Genomic DNA, 19,961 nt, shown 5'->3' on the forward strand with positions numbered 1-19,961 from the left:
TCTTTTTGTTTCTACTTAATAAAGATCCGCTAAGTCAATATCTAACATTACTTTTTGATCTCTAATAAAATAAATCTTATTAGTTATTATTTCATTCGGAATAATAATATCGTTCATTTTAATTTTTTTATATGGTGTCGCATTTTGCGACACCCTTAACTTCTACTTTTAATGCTTTAAATATTATTTTATTTAGTTAGGTGGTCACAAATTGTGACCACCTAACATTCTATTTTTAAAAACTCAACACTTACTTTTAAGATTGGATGGTTGCAAATTGTGACCACCTTAAAATTTATTTATAGACTTGAGGTGTCAAATTGGCTCCTCAAGATTTTTATTTAAAAATCAACAAACAAACTCCAGTGATCATAATATTCACAATCGCTAACGGAATCAAAATCTTCCATCCCAAATGCATTAATTGATCGTATCTAAAACGAGGAATCGTCCAGCGAATCCACATATAGAAAAATATAAATCCACATATTTTAATAAACAAAGCGGCAAATCCTAAAAGGTTAGCCGTATTTACACCAACATTTTCCACCATCCATTGCATTCCAGGATAATTGTAACCACCAAAGAATAAAACAGCTAAAATTGCTGATGAAATAAACATATTCGCATATTCAGCAAACAAATAGAATCCCATTTTCATCGATGAATATTCGGTATGATAACCTCCAACCAATTCACTTTCACATTCTGCCAAGTCAAAAGGTGTTCTATTGGTTTCTGCAAAAGCACAAATTAAGAATATTAAAAACGAAACCGGTTGGTAAAAAACATTCCAATTCATTCCGGCTTGCTGCACAGATATTTCCTTAAGACTCAATGTTCCTGTCATCATCAATAAAGCAATCATAGACAATCCCATCGCTACTTCATATGAAACCATTTGCGAAGCAGCACGAACTGCTCCCATTAACGAAAACTTGTTGTTTGATGCCCAACCACCGATCATAATTCCGTAAACCCCTACTGAAATTACTCCAAAAATATACAACAAAGCTACATCAATATCAGTCGCTTGCAATTGAATATCTCTACCAAAAAGATGCAATTTGTCACCCCAAGGAATTACAGCACTCGTCATTAAAGCCGTACTCATTGCAATGGCTGGTCCAACTATAAATAAAAATTTATTAGGTGTATTTGGAATAAATTCTTCTTTAGAAAATAATTTTAATCCATCAGCAAGAGGTTGCAATAAACCGCCCCAACCAGCACGATTTGGCCCCACTCTGTCTTGCAAAAAAGCAGCTACTTTACGTTCTGCCCAAGTGGAATACATCGCCATTAGCATTGTTAGAGCAAATACAACTAATATAACAACACTTTTTTCTATTATAAATGTACTATCCATTTTTCTTAGAATTTATTAAGTTGCCATCAATTTTTTCGTTGTAATCTATTTCTGCCATACTTATTTTTTTTCGGTCTTCGTCTCTACCTTCCAATATGAATTTTTCGGTAGCAATTTCGACTTTTTCTAATTTTTGAGTATAATTATTTTGTCCAATAACCGAATCTTTCTCTACTTTTCTTGGTCCTTCGATAGTCCAATCTTCCACATTTTTATGATCAAAACGACAACCGTTACAAATAAATTCGTCTACTTCATGGTACTCATCTTTTCTACCTGTTACACGTTGAATTTCCCCGCCAAACATCCAAACGGTGGTTTTTCCACAACATTTGTCGCAATCTCTATGAGCATTGTAAGGTTTATTGAACCAAACACGCGATTTGAATCGGAAAGTTTTATCAGTCAATGCGCCAACTGGGCACACATCAATCATATTTCCAGAAAACTCATTATCAATTGCTTTAGAAATTGCAGTCGAAATATTTGCGTGATCGCCACGATCCATTACGCCGTGAACTCTATCGTCGCACAATTGGTCTGCTACTTGAACACAACGTTGGCACAAAATACAACGATTCATATGCAGTTGAATATTCGGACCAATATCTTCTGGTTCAAATGTTCTTTTTTCTTCTATAAAACGTGATTTTGGATTGCCGTGTTCGAAGCTTAAATTCTGCAAATCGCATTCTCCTGCTTGATCACAAACGGGACAATCTAGTGGATGATTAATCAATAAAAATTCTGTTACCGATTTTCTAGCTTCTTGAACTCTTGGTGATGCTTTGCTGGCTATTTCCATTCCGTCTTGACAACCAGTTACACACGATGCCATTAGTTTTGGCATAGGCCTTGGGTCGGCTTCGCTACCTTTGGTTACATCAACCAAACAACAACGACATTTGCCGCCGCTTCCTTTTAGCTTTGTATAATAGCACATGGCTGGTGGAACTACTTCGCCTCCAATCATTCGTGCTGCTTGCAAGATTGTTGTTCCTGGTTCTACTTCTATACTTTGTCCGTCTATGGTTACTTTCATTCTATAATTGTTTAAAAGTTTTAAGTTTTAAGTGTTTCCACTTCCAACTTCCAACTTCTGACTTTTAAATTATACTGTTAATTTAGAAACCAAATGTTTCACTTTTTCAAATGGCTCATTCACAAAATGGTCTCTATTTTTTATTTTTTCTGGAAAACGAACGTGGTATTCAAATTCTTCTCTAAAATGACGAATAGCAGCAGCCACTGGCCACGATGCCGCATCACCTAAAGGACAAATTGTATTTCCTTCAATTTTAGATTGAATATTCCACAACAAATCTATGTCTTCTTCTCGACCTGTTCCAGTTTCTATTCTATGCAATATTTTTTCTAACCAACCTGTTCCTTCACGACAAGGTGTGCATTGTCCGCACGATTCGTGATGGTAGAAACGAGCAAAATTCCAAGTATTTCTTACAATACAAGCTCTATCGTCATACACAATAAATCCGCCAGAACCCAACATTGAACCTGTTGGAAAACCACCGTCTGACAGGCTTTCATAAGACATTAATCGATCTTCGTTATTGGCAGTTTTGTAAATTAAATTTGCAGGCAAAATAGGTACTGAACTTCCGCCTGGCACCAAAGCTTTTAAAGGTCGATTGGTTGCCATTCCGCCACAATATTCATCTGAATTGATAAAATCGTAAACCGTAATTCCCATTTCGATTTCGTAAACACCCGGATTTTTGATGTTTCCTGAAGCTGAAATTAATTTGGTTCCTGTAGAACGACCTATTCCTATTTCTGCATATTTTGCTCCTGAATTGTTGACAATCCAAGGCACAGCGGCAATAGTTTCGACATTGTTTACCACAGTTGGGTTGGCCCACAGTCCTGAAACTGCTGGAAATGGTGGTTTGATACGAGGATTGCCTCTTTTACCTTCCAACGATTCAATTAATGCTGTTTCTTCGCCACAAATGTAAGCTCCAGCACCAACGTGAACATACAATTCTAAATCAAAACCTGATCCTAATATATTTTTTCCTAACCAACCCGCGGCTTTTGCTTCGGCAATGGCGCGTTCTAAAATTTTGTACACCCACATATATTCTCCACGAATATAGATGTATGATAAATTTGCACCCAGAGCATAACTCGAAGTAATCATTCCTTCGATTAATAAATGTGGCATAAACTCCATCAAATATCGATCTTTGAATGTTCCTGGTTCCGATTCGTCGGCATTGCAAACTAAATATCTAGGTTTACCCGATTTTTTATCGATAAAACTCCATTTCATTCCCATTGGAAATCCTGCGCCACCACGACCTCGAATTCCTGAAGTCTTTACTTCTTCGACTACCTCGTCTGGTGTTAAGGTTTTTAAGGATTTTTCTACGGAAGTGTATCCGCCATTTTGACGATATACTTCGTAGGTTTTGATTCCTGGAATGTTTATTTTATCTAATAATATTTTCTTTGACATAATTATTTATCGTGTAAAGTGATTTTTCCTTCTTTACAATCAAATACTAATTGATCTATTTTTTCTTTTGTTAGATGTTCTTGGTAAAAATCGCCCAATTGCATCATCGGAGCATATCCGCAAGCACCCAAACATTCTACACCACGCACTTCAAAAAGTCCATCTGGTGTTGGTTCGCCAACTTTTACACCCAATTTATTGCAAGTATAATCCATTAAATCTTCAACGCCATTCAAGCAACAAGGGGAAGTTTGACAAAACTCAAACATAAATTTACCAACTGGTCTGCGGTTATACATCGTGTAAAACGAAACTACTTCATAGACTTCAATAGGTTTTATGTGCAAAATTTCGGCTACTTTGTCTTGCAGTTCGATACTCAACCAATTGTCGTGTGCGTCTTGAACTTCGTGCAAAACAGGCAATAATGCTGATTTGCGTTTGTCGTCTGGATAATGACTAATGAGTTCATTAATGCGAGCCATCAATGATTCGGTCATTTTTATTTCTTGTTTGATATGCGTTTTCTCCATATTCTTTTCTTTTAACCACAAAGTGCACTAAGAAGGCACAAAGTTCACAAAGATTTATTTTCTAGAATCAAAATTTTTAATTTTTAATTCTCAATTTTTAATTATACTTACGCGTCCAATTCTCCTGCAATTACATTCAAACTTGACAATATTACAATTGCATCCGATAACATTGAACCTTTTATCATTTCTGGATAGGCTTGGTAATAGATAAAACAAGGTCTTCTAAAATGCAAACGATAGGGCGTTCTGCTTCCATCGGTTACCAAATAAAATCCAAGTTCTCCGTTTCCACCTTCTACAGCGTGATATATTTCAGCCACTGGAACAGGCACTTCACCCATTACAATTTTGAAATGATAAATTAATGATTCCATACTATTGTACACATCTTCTTTAGGAGGAAGGTAATAGTCTGGAACATCGGCGTGATAAACATTTCCTTCTGGCATTTTTTCTAATGCCTGACGAATAATACTCAAACTTTCCCAAACTTCGGCATTACGAACGCAAAAACGATCGTAAGTATCGCCTGATTTTCCTACTGGAACGATAAATTCGAAATCTTCATAAGAAGAATATGGTTCAGAAACACGAACATCATAATCGACACCAGCTGCACGAAGGTTTGGTCCTGTAAATCCGTAAGCCATTGCTTTTTCGGCAGTTATTGCTCCAACATTGACTGTTCTATCAATAAAAATTCTATTTCTTTCGAATAGGTTTTCAAATTCTTTCCAACAAACTGGAAATTCCTCCAAGAATGTATTTAATAATTCAAATGCTTTTGGAGACCAATCTCTTTCGAAACCGCCTATTCTACCCATATTGGTTGTCAATCGGGCGCCACAAATTTCTTCATATATTTCGTATATTTTTTCTCTAAACTGGAATACATACAAGAAACCTGTATAAGCACCAGTATCGACACCAAGAATCGAGTTACATATAATGTGGTCAGTAATTCGAGCCAATTCCATTACAATAACTCTTAAATATTGAGCCCGTTTTGGCACTTCAATATCTAATAATTTTTCTAATGTCATCCACCACGCCATATTATTGATAGGCGACGAACAATAGTTCATTCTATCTGTTAATGGTGTAATTTGGTAAAACGGACGATTTTCGGCAATTTTTTCAAATGCACGGTGAATATAACCTATGGTTGGTTCGGCATCAATAATGCGTTCGCCATCCATCAGCAAAATATTTTGAAAAATTCCGTGTGTTGCTGGATGCGTAGGTCCCAAATTTAGAATCGAAAGTTCGCTTCCATCATCGTTTAGTTTCTCTTTGATTAATTTAGCATATCGATGCTCTGGTGGTAATAATAGTTCTGACATAATTTATTACGAATTAATCGTTGTTCTTCCAAAAAATCGATCGTCTTTATCTGTTCTTCCTGAATCCTCCATTGGGAATTCTTTTCTCATTGGAAAAGAAATCATTTCATCCATATTCAAGATTCGTTTTAATTGTGGATGACCAATGAAATTGATTCCGTAAAAGTCCCAAGTTTCACGTTCCATCCAATTGGCACATAAAAATATATTGGAAATTGTTTTTATTTCTGGATTTTCACCATTCAAAAAACATTTAATTCTAATTCTTTTGTTTTCAATCCAATTGTGCAAATGATAAACGACTGCAAACTGCCCGTTCACATCGCTATCTGGATAATGAATGCCACAAACATCTGTTAAAAAATGGAAATTTAATGCTTCTTCATTTTTTAAAAATAGAATTACTGGAGTTATTTGGTCTGAATCTACTTCAAAAGTAAAAATGTCTTTTTCTTGACGAAAATGCATTACACTTTCAGCGAATGTTTCGGTTAATTTATCTTGAATTTGAGTATTTTCTAAAGCCATTTTCTTATTTAATGTTATAAGATGCTAAAAGTTCTTGGTATTCTGGTGAGCTGCGACGACGAACTGACTCTGATCTAACCAATTCCTGCAATTTCATTACACCATCTACAATTTGCTCTGGACGAGGCGGACAGCCAGGCACATAAACATCGACTGGAATTACTTTATCAATTCCTTGCAAAACCGAATACGTGTCAAAAATTCCGCCTGATGAAGCACAAGCACCAACTGCAATAACCCAACGTGGTTCTGCCATTTGCTCATATACTTGACGTAATATAGGTGCCATTTTTTTAGAAATCGTTCCCATAACCATCAGCATATCCGCTTGACGAGGAGAAAAACTCACTCTTTCTGACCCAAAACGTGCTAAATCGTAATGCGATGCCATTGTTGCCATAAATTCGATTCCACAACAGGAAGTCGCAAAAGGCAATGGCCACATAGAATTGGCACGAGCCAAACCTACTACGTCATTAAGTTTTGTAGCAAAAAAACCTTCTCCTGTTACTCCTTCCGGAGCTTCTACTATGTTTATATCTGAACTCATTTTATAAAAATTATGAATTATGAATTATGAATTATGAACGGTAGATTATAAAATCGTAATTCGTAATTTTTAATTCGTAATTGATTAATCCCACTCTAAGGCTTTCTTCTTTATGATATAGAAAAACCCAACTAATAATAATGACATAAAAATCACCATTTTAATCATCCCTTCTTCTCCCAATTCCTTAAAATTGATTGCCCAAGGATACAGAAATATAACCTCGACATCAAAAAGTACAAATAAAATGGCAACCAAAAAATATTTTACTGAGAACGGAATACGAGCATTTCCAATGGAATCGATTCCGCTTTCAAAATTTTTATCCTTATTAACCGAGGATCTACTTGGTCCTAATTTACCTGAAATTATAATAGTTCCAACAACAAATCCTACAGCGAGTAGCATTTGCATCAAAATTGGAAAATAATCTAATTGATTTGATTGCATTTGAAAAAATTAAAATAACAACTACAAAGATACGTGGCTGGAATTAAATCGCAATAAAATTTCACTTTTTCCATCAAAAAAAATCAATATAACTCTTATTTTTAATGCTTCTAAATAAAATACTTTATAAGTGTTATTTTTTTAAGAACTGTTTATCATTGCAATTTTTATATTATTTAATGCTATCAATTAATGCATTTTTAAAAATAAAAAATAAATTTTAAAAAATAAAAAAAATTAACAAAATCGGTATGCATTTTGATGTATTTTTAATGAAAAATTAACCAATTATTTACTCTTAATTCTTTATTCAAAATGAAAACGAAAAATCTTGTTTGGGTGTTTGTTACTTTTCTTATTTTTCAAGCGTGTGGTAGAAAATCAGCTGCCGATTTTAATTCAGATTTTTCGTTATTTAAAGGCATAATTTCAAATTTTACGGGAGGAATAGTCTCGGCTGGATCAGATATTCGAGTTGTGCTTGCTTTTGATAAAAAAGAATGGACTGCCAATCAAGTTTTGGATGATGATTTATTTGACATATCACCAAGTGTAAGTGGTAAGGTTGTGGCACTTTCTCCAAATACTATTGCTTTTATTCCTAAAGAAAAATTAGATCCAGATACCGAATATCAAGTGACTTTCAAAGTCGACAAAGTGGTAACACTGGATGAAAAAAGCAAAGATTTAGCAGTATTTAATTTTACCCTTAAAACAGTAAAACAAGACTTTTTAGTCACTACCGAAGACATTCAGTCTTACGGTAAAGATTATCAATATTTGAATTGTACTCTAAAAACAGCCGATAATCTCGATTTTGAAACGGCTCAAAAATTGGTTACTGCTGAGCAAGATGGTAAAAAATTAGCCTTAAAATTTTCCAAATCCTCAAGTACAACTACTGAATTCAAATTTATTGTTGACAGCATTCAACGTTTTGACAATGATAGTAAAATAGAAATTTTGTACGATGGAGATGATTTCGATATTGATCAAAAGGGCAAAATAGAGTACACAATTGTAGGTAAAGACAATTTTAAAGTGGTTGATGTTTCCATTCCTGAAGGTGACAATCAAACCTTGTTAATTAACTTTTCTGACGCTTTACAAAAAGGGCAAGATTTCAAAGGATTGGTTAATATTCAAAACGCAAAAAATTTAAAATTTGCTACAGAAGGAAATGTTCTGAAAGTTTTTTTTAATAATGATGCAGTTACAGATAACGCTCCAGCTCCAATTATTGAGGCAGTTGCAGAAATTGCTCAAACTACTATAGATACATCAGCTGTAGAAGCTGTCGCTGTAGATTCCACAGCTACTGATGTGGTCGATGCCACTACTGAAGTGGTAGCTTATGTTGAACCTATTCAAGAAACCACAACACCTGAACAGGTGATGTCTGGACAAGTTTTGGTAGAAGTTTTTCAAGGTGTTGAAAGTGAAAATGGGTACAAAATGAAACAGAATTTTTCTACTTCTATTTCATTCGACCAAATTAAACCTAGTGTAAAGTTTACCAAAAACGGCACTATTCTACCTAGTTCAAACAACTTAAAACTCAATTTTGAAGCGGTAAATTTAAGTGCTGTTGATGTTAAGGTTTATAAAATATACAAAAACAACATTCTACAATTTTTGCAATACAATCAGCTGAATGGCTCTCAAAATTTGAAGAAAATTGCACAGCCTATTGCAAAATCAACTATAAATTTAAAAGAAAACAAATTAGTCAATTTTGGCGAATGGAACACATTTGCACTTGATTTATCAAAGATAATTATGCCAGAACCTGGCGCCATTTATCGCGTCGAGTTTTCGTTTAAGAAAAAGTATTCCTTATATAAATGTAAAGGATCTGAAGAAGATGAAAATGTAGCCGATGAAGATGAAGTAGATGAAAATGATGTGAATTATAGTGGCAATAGTTACGACGATTATTATTATGAAGATTACAGCTGGCGCGAAAGCGAAGATGCTTGCACACAATCTTACTTTTACAATACTACCATTGGAACCAATATTCTAGCCTCAGATTTGGGTGTTATTGCCAAACGTGGCGAAAACAAATCGTATTTATTTGCCGTAAACAACATTGTCACAACGGAAACGGTTTCTGGTGCAAAAGTAGAATTGTTCAATTTTCAACAACAAAAATTAGCAAGCGAATCTACAGATGGCGACGGAATTGCAAAATTTGAATTGGATAAATTCGCCTATTTCGCGATAGTTTCGCAAGGAGATCAATCTACATATGTAAAATTGGATGATGGAAATTCGTTGTCTGTCAGCAATTTTGATGTCGCTGGTGAAGCTTTGCAAAAAGGATTGAAAGGCTTTATTTATGGAGAACGTGGTGTTTGGCGTCCAGGCGATAATTTGTATTTATCATTCATTTTTAACGATGCAGCAAACAAAATACCAAATACGCATCCTATCAAATTTAGATTGACCAATCCAAACGGAAAAATCACCTATCAAACGGTTCAAAAATCAAATGAGTTGAACCATTATAGCTTTATAGTTCCAACAAATGCAGACGATCCGACTGGAAGTTGGGAAGCTATGGTGAATGTTGGTGGAGCGAAATTTTATAAAAATATAAAAATTGAAACAATCAAGCCCAATCGTTTAAAAATTAAAAATGTTTTCAAAAACGAAGTGCTTTCAGCATCTTATCCAAACAATGCTGATTTACAAGTAAATTGGCTTCACGGTGCGGTTGCCAAAGATTTACGAGTAGAAATGCAAGCCAAATTCTCACAACAAATTACTACTTTCAAAGGACTTGATAAATATGATTTTGATGATGAAGTACGTCAGTTTAGCACTGAAGAAATCAATGTTTTTTCAGGAAAAGTAGATGCAAACGGAAAAGCATCGATAAATATTGATCCTAAATTGCAAGGGCAAGCGCCAGGAATGTTGCGTGCTGCTTTTATGACTAAAGTGTATGAAGAAGGAGGCGATTTTAGTACCGATGTAATGTCGACAACTTATTCTCCGTATAAAACGTATGTAGGGCTAAAATTGCCAGCGTTAACCAAATATGAGATGCTTGAAACCAGAGCCAATAATCGTTTTGACATTATTACTGTCGATGAAAATGGTCGTCCAAAACCAGTTAGAAATCTAGAAGTAAAAGTTTTCAAGGTAGAATGGCGTTGGTGGTGGGATTCATCAAACGATAATTTATCGAATTACAATTCATCAAACGCAACCACATCTTACAAAACTTTTAGAGTTAACACTGATTCAAGCGGAAAAGGAAGCATACAATTTGCGGTTACTGATGAAGAATGGGGACGTTATTTGATTCGAGTTATGGATACCAATGAAGGTCACGCCACTGCACAAACCGTGAATATCGATTGGCCCGCTTGGTCTGGAAAAACCAGAAATACCGATGCTTCAACGGCCAATATGTTGGTTTTTTCTACTGATAAAAAGAATTATGAAGTAGGTGAAAAAGCGCAAATATCATTTCCCTCAAGTGAAGGAGGACGTGCATTAATTTCTATTGAAAATGGCGCAAAAGTCGTAGAAACCATTTGGGCGAAAACCCAAAAAGGGGAAACCAAAGTCGAAGTTCCTATTACAGCTGCAATGGCGCCCAATGTATATTTCAACATTACATTATTGCAACCGCATGCATCGACCAAAAACGATTCGCCAATAAGAATGTACGGCATTATTCCTGTGGAAGTTATCAATAAAAATACGATTCTTGAACCTAAAATAGTAATGCCCGATGTTTTGAAACCAGAACAAACATTTAGCGTTAATGTGAGTGAAAAATCAGGAAAAGCTATGACTTATACTATTGCGGTTGTCGACGAAGGTCTGTTGGATTTAACTCGTTTTAAAACCCCTAATGCTTGGGATAGTTTCTATGTTCGAGAAGCTTTAGGCGTAAAAACTTGGGACATTTACGATGATGTAATTGGGGCATATGGCGGAAAAATAAATCAGATATTTAGTATTGGTGGTGATCAAGATTTGGGTGGTGGCAAAGCCAAAAAAGCCAATCGTTTCAAGCCAGTTGTGGTGTATCTTGGTCCATTCAAATTAGGAAAAGGAGACACTGAAACGCATCAAATAAAATTACCTAAATACATAGGTTCGGTAAGAACAATGGTTGTGGCTGGCGATGCTACAACAAGCGCATACGGAAGTGTCGAAAAAGCAACGCCTGTTCGTAGTCCATTAATGGCTTTGGCTTCGTTGCCACGAAAAATTTCTCCATCAGAAAAAGTGACAATTCCTGTTACCATTTTTGCAATGGAAAATCACGTAAAAAATGTTTCAGTACAAATTAAAACAAGTCCAGGATTAAAAGTCATTGGAAAATCTACTCAAAGCTTAACATTTTCAAGTCCAGATGAGAAAATGACTTATTTCAATTTAGAAGTTGGAGCCACAACAGGCATCGCAAAAGTGCAAGTGATTGCTACTTCTGGAAATGAAAAATCTACTTATGATGTAGAAATTGATATGACCAATCCAAATCCTGTTACTAATACTTTCACAGATATTGTTTTAGAACCCAATAGTTCCGAAACTATCTCTTGGAAAACTTTTGGTGTGACTGGAAGCAATAAAGCCAGAATTGAAGTTTCCTCAATGCCGTCTATTAATTTTAATGGAAGATTGCAATATTTAATTCAATATCCTCACGGCTGTGTCGAGCAAACTACTTCATCGGTTTTCCCACAATTGTATTTGAGTGATATTGCCGATATTGATGCCAGTCGTAAAGCAACCATTCAGAAAAATGTAACGGCTGGGATTACAAAATTATTTGGATTTCAAGTATCAAATGGTGGCTTTTCTTATTGGCAAGGCGATTCGTCTCCAGACGATTGGGGAAGTTCGTATGCTGGACATTTCTTAGTGGAAGCCGAGAAAAAAGGCTATGTATTACCTATTAATTTAAAATCAAAATGGATTGGCTTCCAGCAAAAAGAAGCTAAAAAATGGCGTTTCGAACCTAAATATGGCAACGATTTTGCGCAAGCCTACCGTTTATACACCTTAGCATTGGCCGGCTCTCCCGATTTATCATCTATGAACAGATTACGGGAAACCAACGGAATATCCAATGAAAGTAAATTGCGATTGGCAGCTTCCTACGCTTTGGCTGGACAAAAACAAGCAGGAATGTCATTGTTGTTAAAATCTAAAATCGATGAGGATTATGACAACAATTACCGCTATTATTATTACGGTTCAAGCGATAGAAATCGTGCAATGACTTTGGAGACTTTAATTTTATTAGGTCAAAAACAGAAAGCATTTACAACCGCAACGAAACTCGCCAAGCAAATGTCGACTGACCAATGGATGAGCACACAAACTACAGCTTATTGCTTGTATTCGATGTCAAAATTTGCACAATTTAATGGTGGAAAAGGAATTGATATTCAGTTTGTGAATGGTGGAAAATCGTATATGGTAAACACCAATAAAACATTAGCCGAAAGAAATCTGGCAATAAAAACAGGTTCAAACGGTCTGAAAATCAAGAATAATAAAAACAATACTTTGTATGTTCGTGTTTTAAACTCTGGAATACTTCCTGTGGGTCAAGAGCAAACTGCTCAAAACGGATTGAGTGCCAATGTGGTTTTCAAAAACAGAAAAGGTAGCGTTATAAATGTTTCAAAAATCAATCAAGGTACTGAATTTGTTGCCGAAGTAACCATCAAAAATTTGAAAAATGAAAGGGTTGAGAACGTTGCCTTATCACAAATTTTACCTTCAGGATTCGAAATTGTAAATACTCGTTTTACCGATTTTGGTGATGCTACAAATAATGTTGCCGACTATATTGACATTCGCGATGATAGAACCAATTTCTATTTCCCACTAAAATCTGGCGAGACCAAAACGTTTAGTGTTTTGCTAAATGCTTCTTATCTTGGAAATTATTATTTACCAGGATTGCAATGCGAAGCGATGTATGACAATACTTTTTTGGCGAGAACAAAAGGAAAATGGGTTGAAGTTGTGAAATAATTTTGATTGAATTTCCAACAGGTTTACATCTCCTAACAGGTCTTTTTTCGACCTGTTAGGAATTATAAAACAAGAAACCACAAATTAAAAAGAAACCTAACAGGTTCTGAAAACCTGTTAGGAAATCAAAAAAAGATATTAAAACAGTCTTGAAAACAAAACTCAAAGCGTTTCTACAACGCATTTTAAATTATGTAAAAAGTAACAAAAAAAAATCAGCAGTATTTTTTTTACTATTACTGATTTATTATTTTTCCTTGCCAAGAACCTTATTTCAAGAACCATATTCCACAGTAATTGAAAGTAAAGAAGGAGAATTGCTAGGCGCAAAAATTGCACGTGACGGACAATGGCGATTTCCAGCACAAGATAGCATACCCAATAAATTCAAAAAATGTATTGTCTATTTTGAAGACGAATATTTCTACAAACACCCTGGATTTAATCCAGTGGCGATGGTCAATGCCATCAAAGAAAATAGAAAAGCAGGAAAAATAGTTCGTGGCGGAAGCACACTCACACAACAACTGATTCGTTTATCAAGAAAAGGAAAAGGCAGAACTTATTTTGAAAAAATAATCGAAATTATTCTATCAACACGTTTAGAACTTCGTCATTCTAAAAACAAAATTCTAGAATTATATGCCGCTCACGCTCCTTTTGGAGGAAATGTAGTGGGTTTGGAAATGGCTTCGTGGCGATATTTTGGTGTGCAATCGCATCAATTGTCGTGGGCAGAAAGCGCGACATTGGCAGTTTTACCCAATGCGCCAAGTTTGATTTATCCTGGGAAAAATCAATTGAAATTACTCAAAAAACGCAATGCATTATTATTAAAATTAAAGAATAAAAGTATTATTGATAGTCAAACTTATGATTTGGCCATTGAAGAACCTTTGCCTCAAAAACCGTATGATTTACCTCAAATTGCGCCACATTTGTTACAAAGAGTAGCAACAAATGATGAAGGAACTCGATTAAAAACTACTTTAGATATCGCTTTACAAAATCGAGTGAATCAGATTGCTAAATACTATTACAATCAGTACAAACAAAATGAAGTCAATAATTTGGCTATAATTGTTATTGATGTAAAAACTAGAAATATAATGAGTTATATGGGGAATTCACCAACAGATTTGAACCATCAAAAAGATGTTGACATTATTGATGCTCCAAGAAGTACCGGAAGTATTCTAAAACCATTATTATACGCAGCAATGTTGGACGAAGGCGAATTGTTACCCAATACTTTAATTGCAGATATTCCCACGCAAATTTCAGGATATACTCCACAAAATTTCAATTTGACTTTTGATGGCGCTGTTCCAGCACACAGAGCATTGTCACGTTCTTTGAATATTCCATCAGTGTTGATGTTGCAAGATTATGGAGTGAATAAATTTTACGAAGAATTACAAAAATTCAATTTGCGAGACATTTCAAAACATCCAGATCATTACGGATTATCACTAATTTTGGGTGGAGCGGAAAGTAATTTGTGGGATTTGTGCCGAACCTATGCTGGAATGTCGTCAACCGTGAATTATTTTAATGCTAATAATGGAAACTATAGAATCAATGAATTTACAGAACTTAATTATGATAATGACTTCTCACCAGATTTTGGATCAGATAGCAAACAAAAAACCATTTTGGGAGCTGGAGCCATTTGGCAAACCTACAATGCTATGGAAGAAGTCAATCGTCCAGAAGGTGACGAAGCTTGGAAGTTCTATGACAGTTCACTCAAAATTGCTTGGAAAACAGGCACCAGTTTTGGCAATCGTGATGCTTGGGCCATTGGCACCAATTCAAGATATGTAGTAGGCGTTTGGGTTGGGAACGCTTCAGGAGAAGGTCGACCAACTTTAACTGGCGTGGCTAGTGCAGCTCCTATTTTATTTGATGTTTTTAATTTATTGCCAAGACAAAAATGGTTTGCAACGCCACTTCAAGATATGGAAGAAGTAGAAATATGCAAATTGAGTGGGCATTTGGCACAAGATGATTGCCCAAAAATCAAACAATTGGTTTCTTTAAAAGGGAAAACAACCAGCATTTGTCCATATCATAAAACTGTTCATTTAGATATTACAGAGAAATTTAGAGTGAATAGCAGTTGTGAAAACATTGAAAATATAGTCACTAAAAAATGGTTTGTTTTGCCACCTGTAATGGAATGGTATTATAAAAGCCAACATATTGAATACCTATCGATGCCGCCATTTAAAGAAAACTGTACAGGAACAATCACCGCAACTATGGATTTTATTTATCCAAAAACGAACAATAAAATTTATCTAACCAAAAATTTTAATAGCGAAATCCAACCTGTAATTTTAAAAGTGGCACATTCGCAACGGGAAACCGAAGTTTTTTGGTATGTGGATAATGTGTACAAAGGCTCGACAAAAACTTTTCACGAAATGCCCATTATGCCAAGTGAAGGTTTTCATTATATTACGGTTGTTGATGAAAGTGGATATGAGATTAGAAAGAAAATTGAGATTTTGAGGGAGTAGTTTAAAAAAATATTTTGTACTATTGCGAAAAATATTTTTCAATAAAATAAGTGAATTTGAAATGAGTTACATTACCGATATTAAGGATTTATTATCAAAAAAATATTTTTTTTTAGAGAAGACATTTAAGGCAAATTTCATCAAAAGTTTTATTTTATCGGCTTTTTTTGTGGTGTACTTATTTTTAATTGTTAATAATGAGACCATTCCTTTTCAATATATTTTACCAACTTATTTAGGTTTTGGAGTTATTTTGTATATCACATTTATATTCTCATTTTATTATATTCCAAAATATATGATTAAGGTTTTATATGATGACTTGAGTGTCAAAAAATATTTATTTTGGCTAACGATAACTTTATTTTTCGGCTATCTTTTCAGTTATATCTATCATAGTTTTATTTATAGTAATGAATTGTCCGTAAAGAATTTTTTATCTTTTATTTTGAAATTTGTTTCTTTAGTTTTTCCATTAACATTAATAATTTTACTACTAGATTATATTTCTTCATTAAAGAATAAGATTTATGACATAGAATCAATTAATAGATCTATTGCAAAACACAATAAAGAAAACATTATTTTAGAAACTAACTGTTCAGAACGATTATATAGTTTTCAAAGTGATAATAAATCTGAAAAACTAACACTCCAAACTAACAAGGTTTTATTTGTGAATGGAGCCGATAATTATGTAGACGTTCACTTTATTAATGAAGAAAATGCATACGAACGAAGATTAATAAGAAGTAAAATCAAAACAATTGAAACAGATATCTTGAATGATTTTTTAACCAAAACACATCGTTCTTATTTATGTAATCTTAATTTAGTAAGTAAAATTTCTAAAGACTCTGGAAGTTATTTTTTGCATTTTGCTTACATTGAAAATAAGATTCCAATTTCGGCAATGTTTACCGAAGATGTGTTAAACACATTAAACAGTAGTGTTATTGCAAACTAAATTCACCCAAAAATTTGCATTTCGTCCCGAAAACACAAATTTCATACCTAAAAACATAGATTGACCACAAAGATTTTTTTATAACATCTTGCAGAGATATTTTTGCTAAAAAATAACTCTAAAAAACATTTTATGATGAAAATTTTCAAGAAATCAGTGTTAAAAAAAACATTCCATTTTCTATTAATTACACTATTTTTAAATAGTTGTTCAACTTCTAGAAAAATTGAATTAGCAAAAAAAGGCAATGTTGAAAACAAAGAATATGTTACCGAAATCCCTTTTAAATACATTAATAATCATATTTTTATTGATGTAAATATTAACAACAAAACCTACAATTTCCTTTTTGATACAGGTGCAGAATTTAATGTAATTGACGAAGAAATAGTTAATGAATTCCAATATAAAACAATTAGTGAAGTAAAAGCAAGTGGAAATTCATTTTCAACTCAAAAAGTGAAATTGATTGAAATTCCTAAAATAAGTTTGTCAAATGTTGATTTTTTAAATACTGGTGCAATAATCCAAAACATACCAATTAAAAAACATTATGGCTGTTTTGAGGTTAACGGATTGATTGGTAATAACTTAATGAGGAAAGCAAATTGGCAAATAGATTATAAAAATAAGGTTATTAGAATTACTGACGATTTAAAAAGAATCAAAATAAGTGAAAAGGCTATACCAATAAAAATGAATGCGAAAATTACTGGAAATATTTACTTTGACGTAGGCATTAATGGAGTTTTTTCAAAATTTACATTTGACACAGGTTCTAACTGGAAAATTACGACTAGTTCTAAAAAATTTCAATCATTTCAGGATAAAAGCAAAAAACTAGAATTTCTTAAACTAGGAAATGAATATGAATTTATTGCTGATGTAGTTAGTCTAGACAAAATCAATATAGAAAAACAAATCATTACATTAGAAAATGGAAATCATTCATTGTTAGGAAATCGATTTTTTGAAAATTATACTTTAACAATTGACTGGAAAAAAGATATTGTCTTTTTTGATCCAGTTAATGAAATAAAAGAAGACAAATTGAGTTCCTTTCAATTAAGCCTTAGTTTAAATTACAAAGAAAATTCAATTGTTGTAAATAATTCTTGGACAGAGTATAAATTAGATTTCGAAATTGAGAATGGAACAAAAGTTTCAGCTATTAATAAGATTGATGTATCAAAGTTTAACAAACAAGAACTTTGTGATTTTTGGGAAAACAAACGAAAAGAAATATTTAACAAACAAAATATTGAAATAGAATTTTTAGATAAATCAGGAATAAAAAAAGTAACCTTGACTAAAAAACAGTTACTTCCAAAACTAATCCCCTAGCCCAGATTACTTCACATACTATCTGTTTTTTATTAGAGTTCAGTGAACTTCGTTTGCAGTGAAAAGCTTTTTTGAAATCAGTTTTTAGTTTTTTTATACTGGCAAAGCGACCAAAGGAAGCTCTTTTCAGGATTTAAAAAAGGCAAACTGATGCAAAAAACTTGCAACGAATAGCTGGATTAGCTTCAAAAAATTTTTAAGAAAATAAAGACATAAAAAAAACCGCCAATCTAAAGAAAGGCGGTTTTTGCATTATTGTTTAATTTCATTTCCTTGATTGTCATTAAAATGATATTCAAGGTACGTGTAAGCGTCACGTGGAATTATTTTTACCCATTTTTTGTGTTCAAAAAACCATTTTGAACGTAATGATGGGAACCCTTTAGTAAGGTAAGCGGCTATAAATGGGTGAACGTTGAGGATCACTTTTTTATGCAACTTGATAATGCTTTCTAGATCGGAAGTGATTTTATCAATGATTAGTATTGGAGCTTCTACTTCTCCATTTACATTGTTTGGATCTTCTTCACGAGTTTCAATATTAACCTCTGGTCGTACTCTTTGTCTGGTTATTTGAACCAATCCAAATTTACTTGGAGGCAATATTTTGTGTTTTGCTTTGTCGTCTTCCATTTCGTCTCGTAGGAAATCGAATACTTTTTTTCGATTTTCTGGATCTGACATATCAATGAAATCTACAACTATGATGCCACCCATATCACGCAGTCTGAGCTGTCGTGCTATTTCCCCTGCGGCTATCATATTTACTTCGAGTGCGGTGTCTTCTTGATTGGTTGCTTTGTTTGAACGGTTTCCGCTGTTCACGTCGATAACGTGCATTGCTTCTGTGTGTTCAATAATCAAATAAGCTCCTTTACTCATTGACACGGTTCTGCCAAACGAAGTTTTAATTTGTCTTTCGATACTGTATTTCTCGAAAATTGGTGTTTCTTTAGACTGATAAAGTTTCACCATTGATACTTTTGTAGGAGCAATTTGTTGTATGTACTCCTTTGTTTCATTATAAAGCTCTTCTTCATCGATAACAATACCACTAAAAGTATCGTTAAAAACATCTCTTAGTATGGATGAGGCTCTATTGAGTTCTCCTAATACTTTTGATGGATGGGGAGCGGTTGGAATTTTTTTGCACATTGCCGACCATTTGTCGACTAAGTTTTGCAAGTCTTTGTCTATTTCTGCGACTTTTTTGCCTTCGGCTACTGTTCGAACAATAACACCGAATCCTTTTGGTTTGATGGATTGTACAAGTCGTTTTAGTCTGTCTTTTTCTTCTTTGGATTCTATTTTTTGAGAAATAGAAACTCGGTCAGAAAAAGGAACTAGAACGATAAATCGTCCTGCCAAAGATAGCTCTGAGCTTATTCTTGGTCCTTTGGTCGATATTGGTTCTTTAACTACTTGTACTAAAATTGATTGATTGGTCGAAATAACATTTGCTATGGAACCATCTTTGTCAATTTCTTTTTCAAATTGGAAATTTTTAAAGGAGAAATCTTTTATTTTACCTGTTGTTACAAGTTTTATGAATTTCAATTGTGAAGCAAGATTAGGGCCTAAATCGTGATAGTGTAAAAAAGCATCTTTTTCGAAGCCTACATTTACAAAAGCTGCATTAAGTCCAGCAACTGGTTTTCTTATTTTGGCAATAAAAATATCACCTACTTGAAAGTTGCTTGTTTCTTCTTCTTTGTGTAATTCAATAAGTTTTCCATCTTTTAATAAGGCAAAATCTACGGCTTCGGAACTAGATCTGATGATTAATTCTTTATTCACGCTGTTGATTTTTATCCAGACTTTCAGTTTTCAGTCCCGAAATTTCGGGATCAGATTT

General features: G+C 33.8%; 13 protein-coding genes. 4 read left to right on the forward strand and 9 right to left on the reverse strand.

Annotation, left to right across the window (positions count from 1 at the left end):
* Nucleotides 1-337: 337 nt before the first annotated feature.
* The 8 genes from nuoH to RMO70_RS07560 form a co-directional block, all read right to left on the reverse strand.
* The gene (gene nuoH / locus RMO70_RS07525) at nucleotides 338-1,369 is read right to left on the reverse strand and encodes an NADH-quinone oxidoreductase subunit NuoH (protein WP_310555811.1); all 1,032 of its coding nucleotides are present in this window, start codon (nucleotides 1,367-1,369) and stop codon (nucleotides 338-340) included.
* Nucleotides 1,362-2,411, reverse strand: coding sequence for a 2Fe-2S iron-sulfur cluster-binding protein (locus tag RMO70_RS07530; RefSeq protein WP_310555812.1), 1,050 nt, complete (start codon nucleotides 2,409-2,411; stop codon nucleotides 1,362-1,364). The genes nuoH and RMO70_RS07530 overlap by 8 nt, the downstream gene beginning before the upstream one ends.
* Nucleotides 2,412-2,480: 69 nt before the next feature.
* Nucleotides 2,481-3,848: an NADH-quinone oxidoreductase subunit NuoF gene (gene nuoF / locus RMO70_RS07535; RefSeq protein ID WP_310555813.1), complete on the reverse strand. Its 1,368-nt coding sequence runs from the start codon at nucleotides 3,846-3,848 to the stop codon at nucleotides 2,481-2,483.
* Nucleotides 3,849-3,850: 2 nt separating this feature from the next.
* The gene (locus tag RMO70_RS07540) at nucleotides 3,851-4,381 is read right to left on the reverse strand and encodes an NAD(P)H-dependent oxidoreductase subunit E (RefSeq protein ID WP_310555814.1); all 531 of its coding nucleotides are present in this window, start codon (nucleotides 4,379-4,381) and stop codon (nucleotides 3,851-3,853) included.
* A gap of 107 nt (nucleotides 4,382-4,488) precedes the next feature.
* Nucleotides 4,489-5,727, reverse strand: a complete 1,239-nt coding sequence (locus tag RMO70_RS07545) for an NADH-quinone oxidoreductase subunit D (protein ID WP_310555815.1) — start codon at nucleotides 5,725-5,727, stop codon at nucleotides 4,489-4,491.
* Between the two features lie 6 nt (nucleotides 5,728-5,733).
* Nucleotides 5,734-6,255: an NADH-quinone oxidoreductase subunit C gene (locus RMO70_RS07550; RefSeq protein ID WP_310555816.1), complete on the reverse strand. Its 522-nt coding sequence runs from the start codon at nucleotides 6,253-6,255 to the stop codon at nucleotides 5,734-5,736.
* Nucleotides 6,256-6,259: 4 nt separating this feature from the next.
* Nucleotides 6,260-6,805, reverse strand: a complete 546-nt coding sequence (locus RMO70_RS07555) for an NADH-quinone oxidoreductase subunit B (RefSeq protein ID WP_310555817.1) — start codon at nucleotides 6,803-6,805, stop codon at nucleotides 6,260-6,262.
* A gap of 84 nt (nucleotides 6,806-6,889) precedes the next feature.
* Entirely contained in the window at nucleotides 6,890-7,255 is a 366-nt protein-coding gene (locus RMO70_RS07560) for an NADH-quinone oxidoreductase subunit A (protein ID WP_310555818.1), read from the reverse strand.
* Between the two features lie 315 nt (nucleotides 7,256-7,570).
* Between RMO70_RS07560 and RMO70_RS07565 the strand changes: the two genes are divergently transcribed.
* The 4 genes from RMO70_RS07565 (at nucleotide 7,571) to RMO70_RS07580 (ending at nucleotide 18,106) form a co-directional block, all read left to right on the forward strand.
* Nucleotides 7,571-13,270, forward strand: a complete 5,700-nt coding sequence (locus tag RMO70_RS07565) for an MG2 domain-containing protein (RefSeq protein WP_310555819.1) — start codon at nucleotides 7,571-7,573, stop codon at nucleotides 13,268-13,270.
* 149 nt (nucleotides 13,271-13,419) lie between these two features.
* The gene (pbpC, locus tag RMO70_RS07570) at nucleotides 13,420-15,795 is read left to right on the forward strand and encodes a penicillin-binding protein 1C (protein WP_310555820.1); all 2,376 of its coding nucleotides are present in this window, start codon (nucleotides 13,420-13,422) and stop codon (nucleotides 15,793-15,795) included.
* Between the two features lie 61 nt (nucleotides 15,796-15,856).
* The gene (locus tag RMO70_RS07575) at nucleotides 15,857-16,762 is read left to right on the forward strand and encodes a LytTR family transcriptional regulator DNA-binding domain-containing protein (RefSeq protein ID WP_310555821.1); all 906 of its coding nucleotides are present in this window, start codon (nucleotides 15,857-15,859) and stop codon (nucleotides 16,760-16,762) included.
* Nucleotides 16,763-16,894: 132 nt separating this feature from the next.
* A complete protein-coding gene (locus RMO70_RS07580; protein ID WP_310555822.1) occupies nucleotides 16,895-18,106 on the forward strand; it encodes a retropepsin-like aspartic protease in 1,212 nt (403 codons plus the stop codon).
* Nucleotides 18,107-18,358: 252 nt separating this feature from the next.
* Here the strand turns inward: RMO70_RS07580 and RMO70_RS07585 are convergent, their stop codons facing one another.
* On the reverse strand, nucleotides 18,359-19,903 hold the full coding sequence (locus tag RMO70_RS07585; RefSeq protein ID WP_310555823.1) for a ribonuclease E/G: 1,545 nt from the start codon (nucleotides 19,901-19,903) through the stop codon (nucleotides 18,359-18,361).
* Nucleotides 19,904-19,961 lie beyond the last annotated feature (58 nt).

The organism is Flavobacterium sp. (genome assembly GCF_031422135.1).
Lineage (GTDB): Bacteria > Bacteroidota > Bacteroidia > Flavobacteriales > Flavobacteriaceae > Flavobacterium.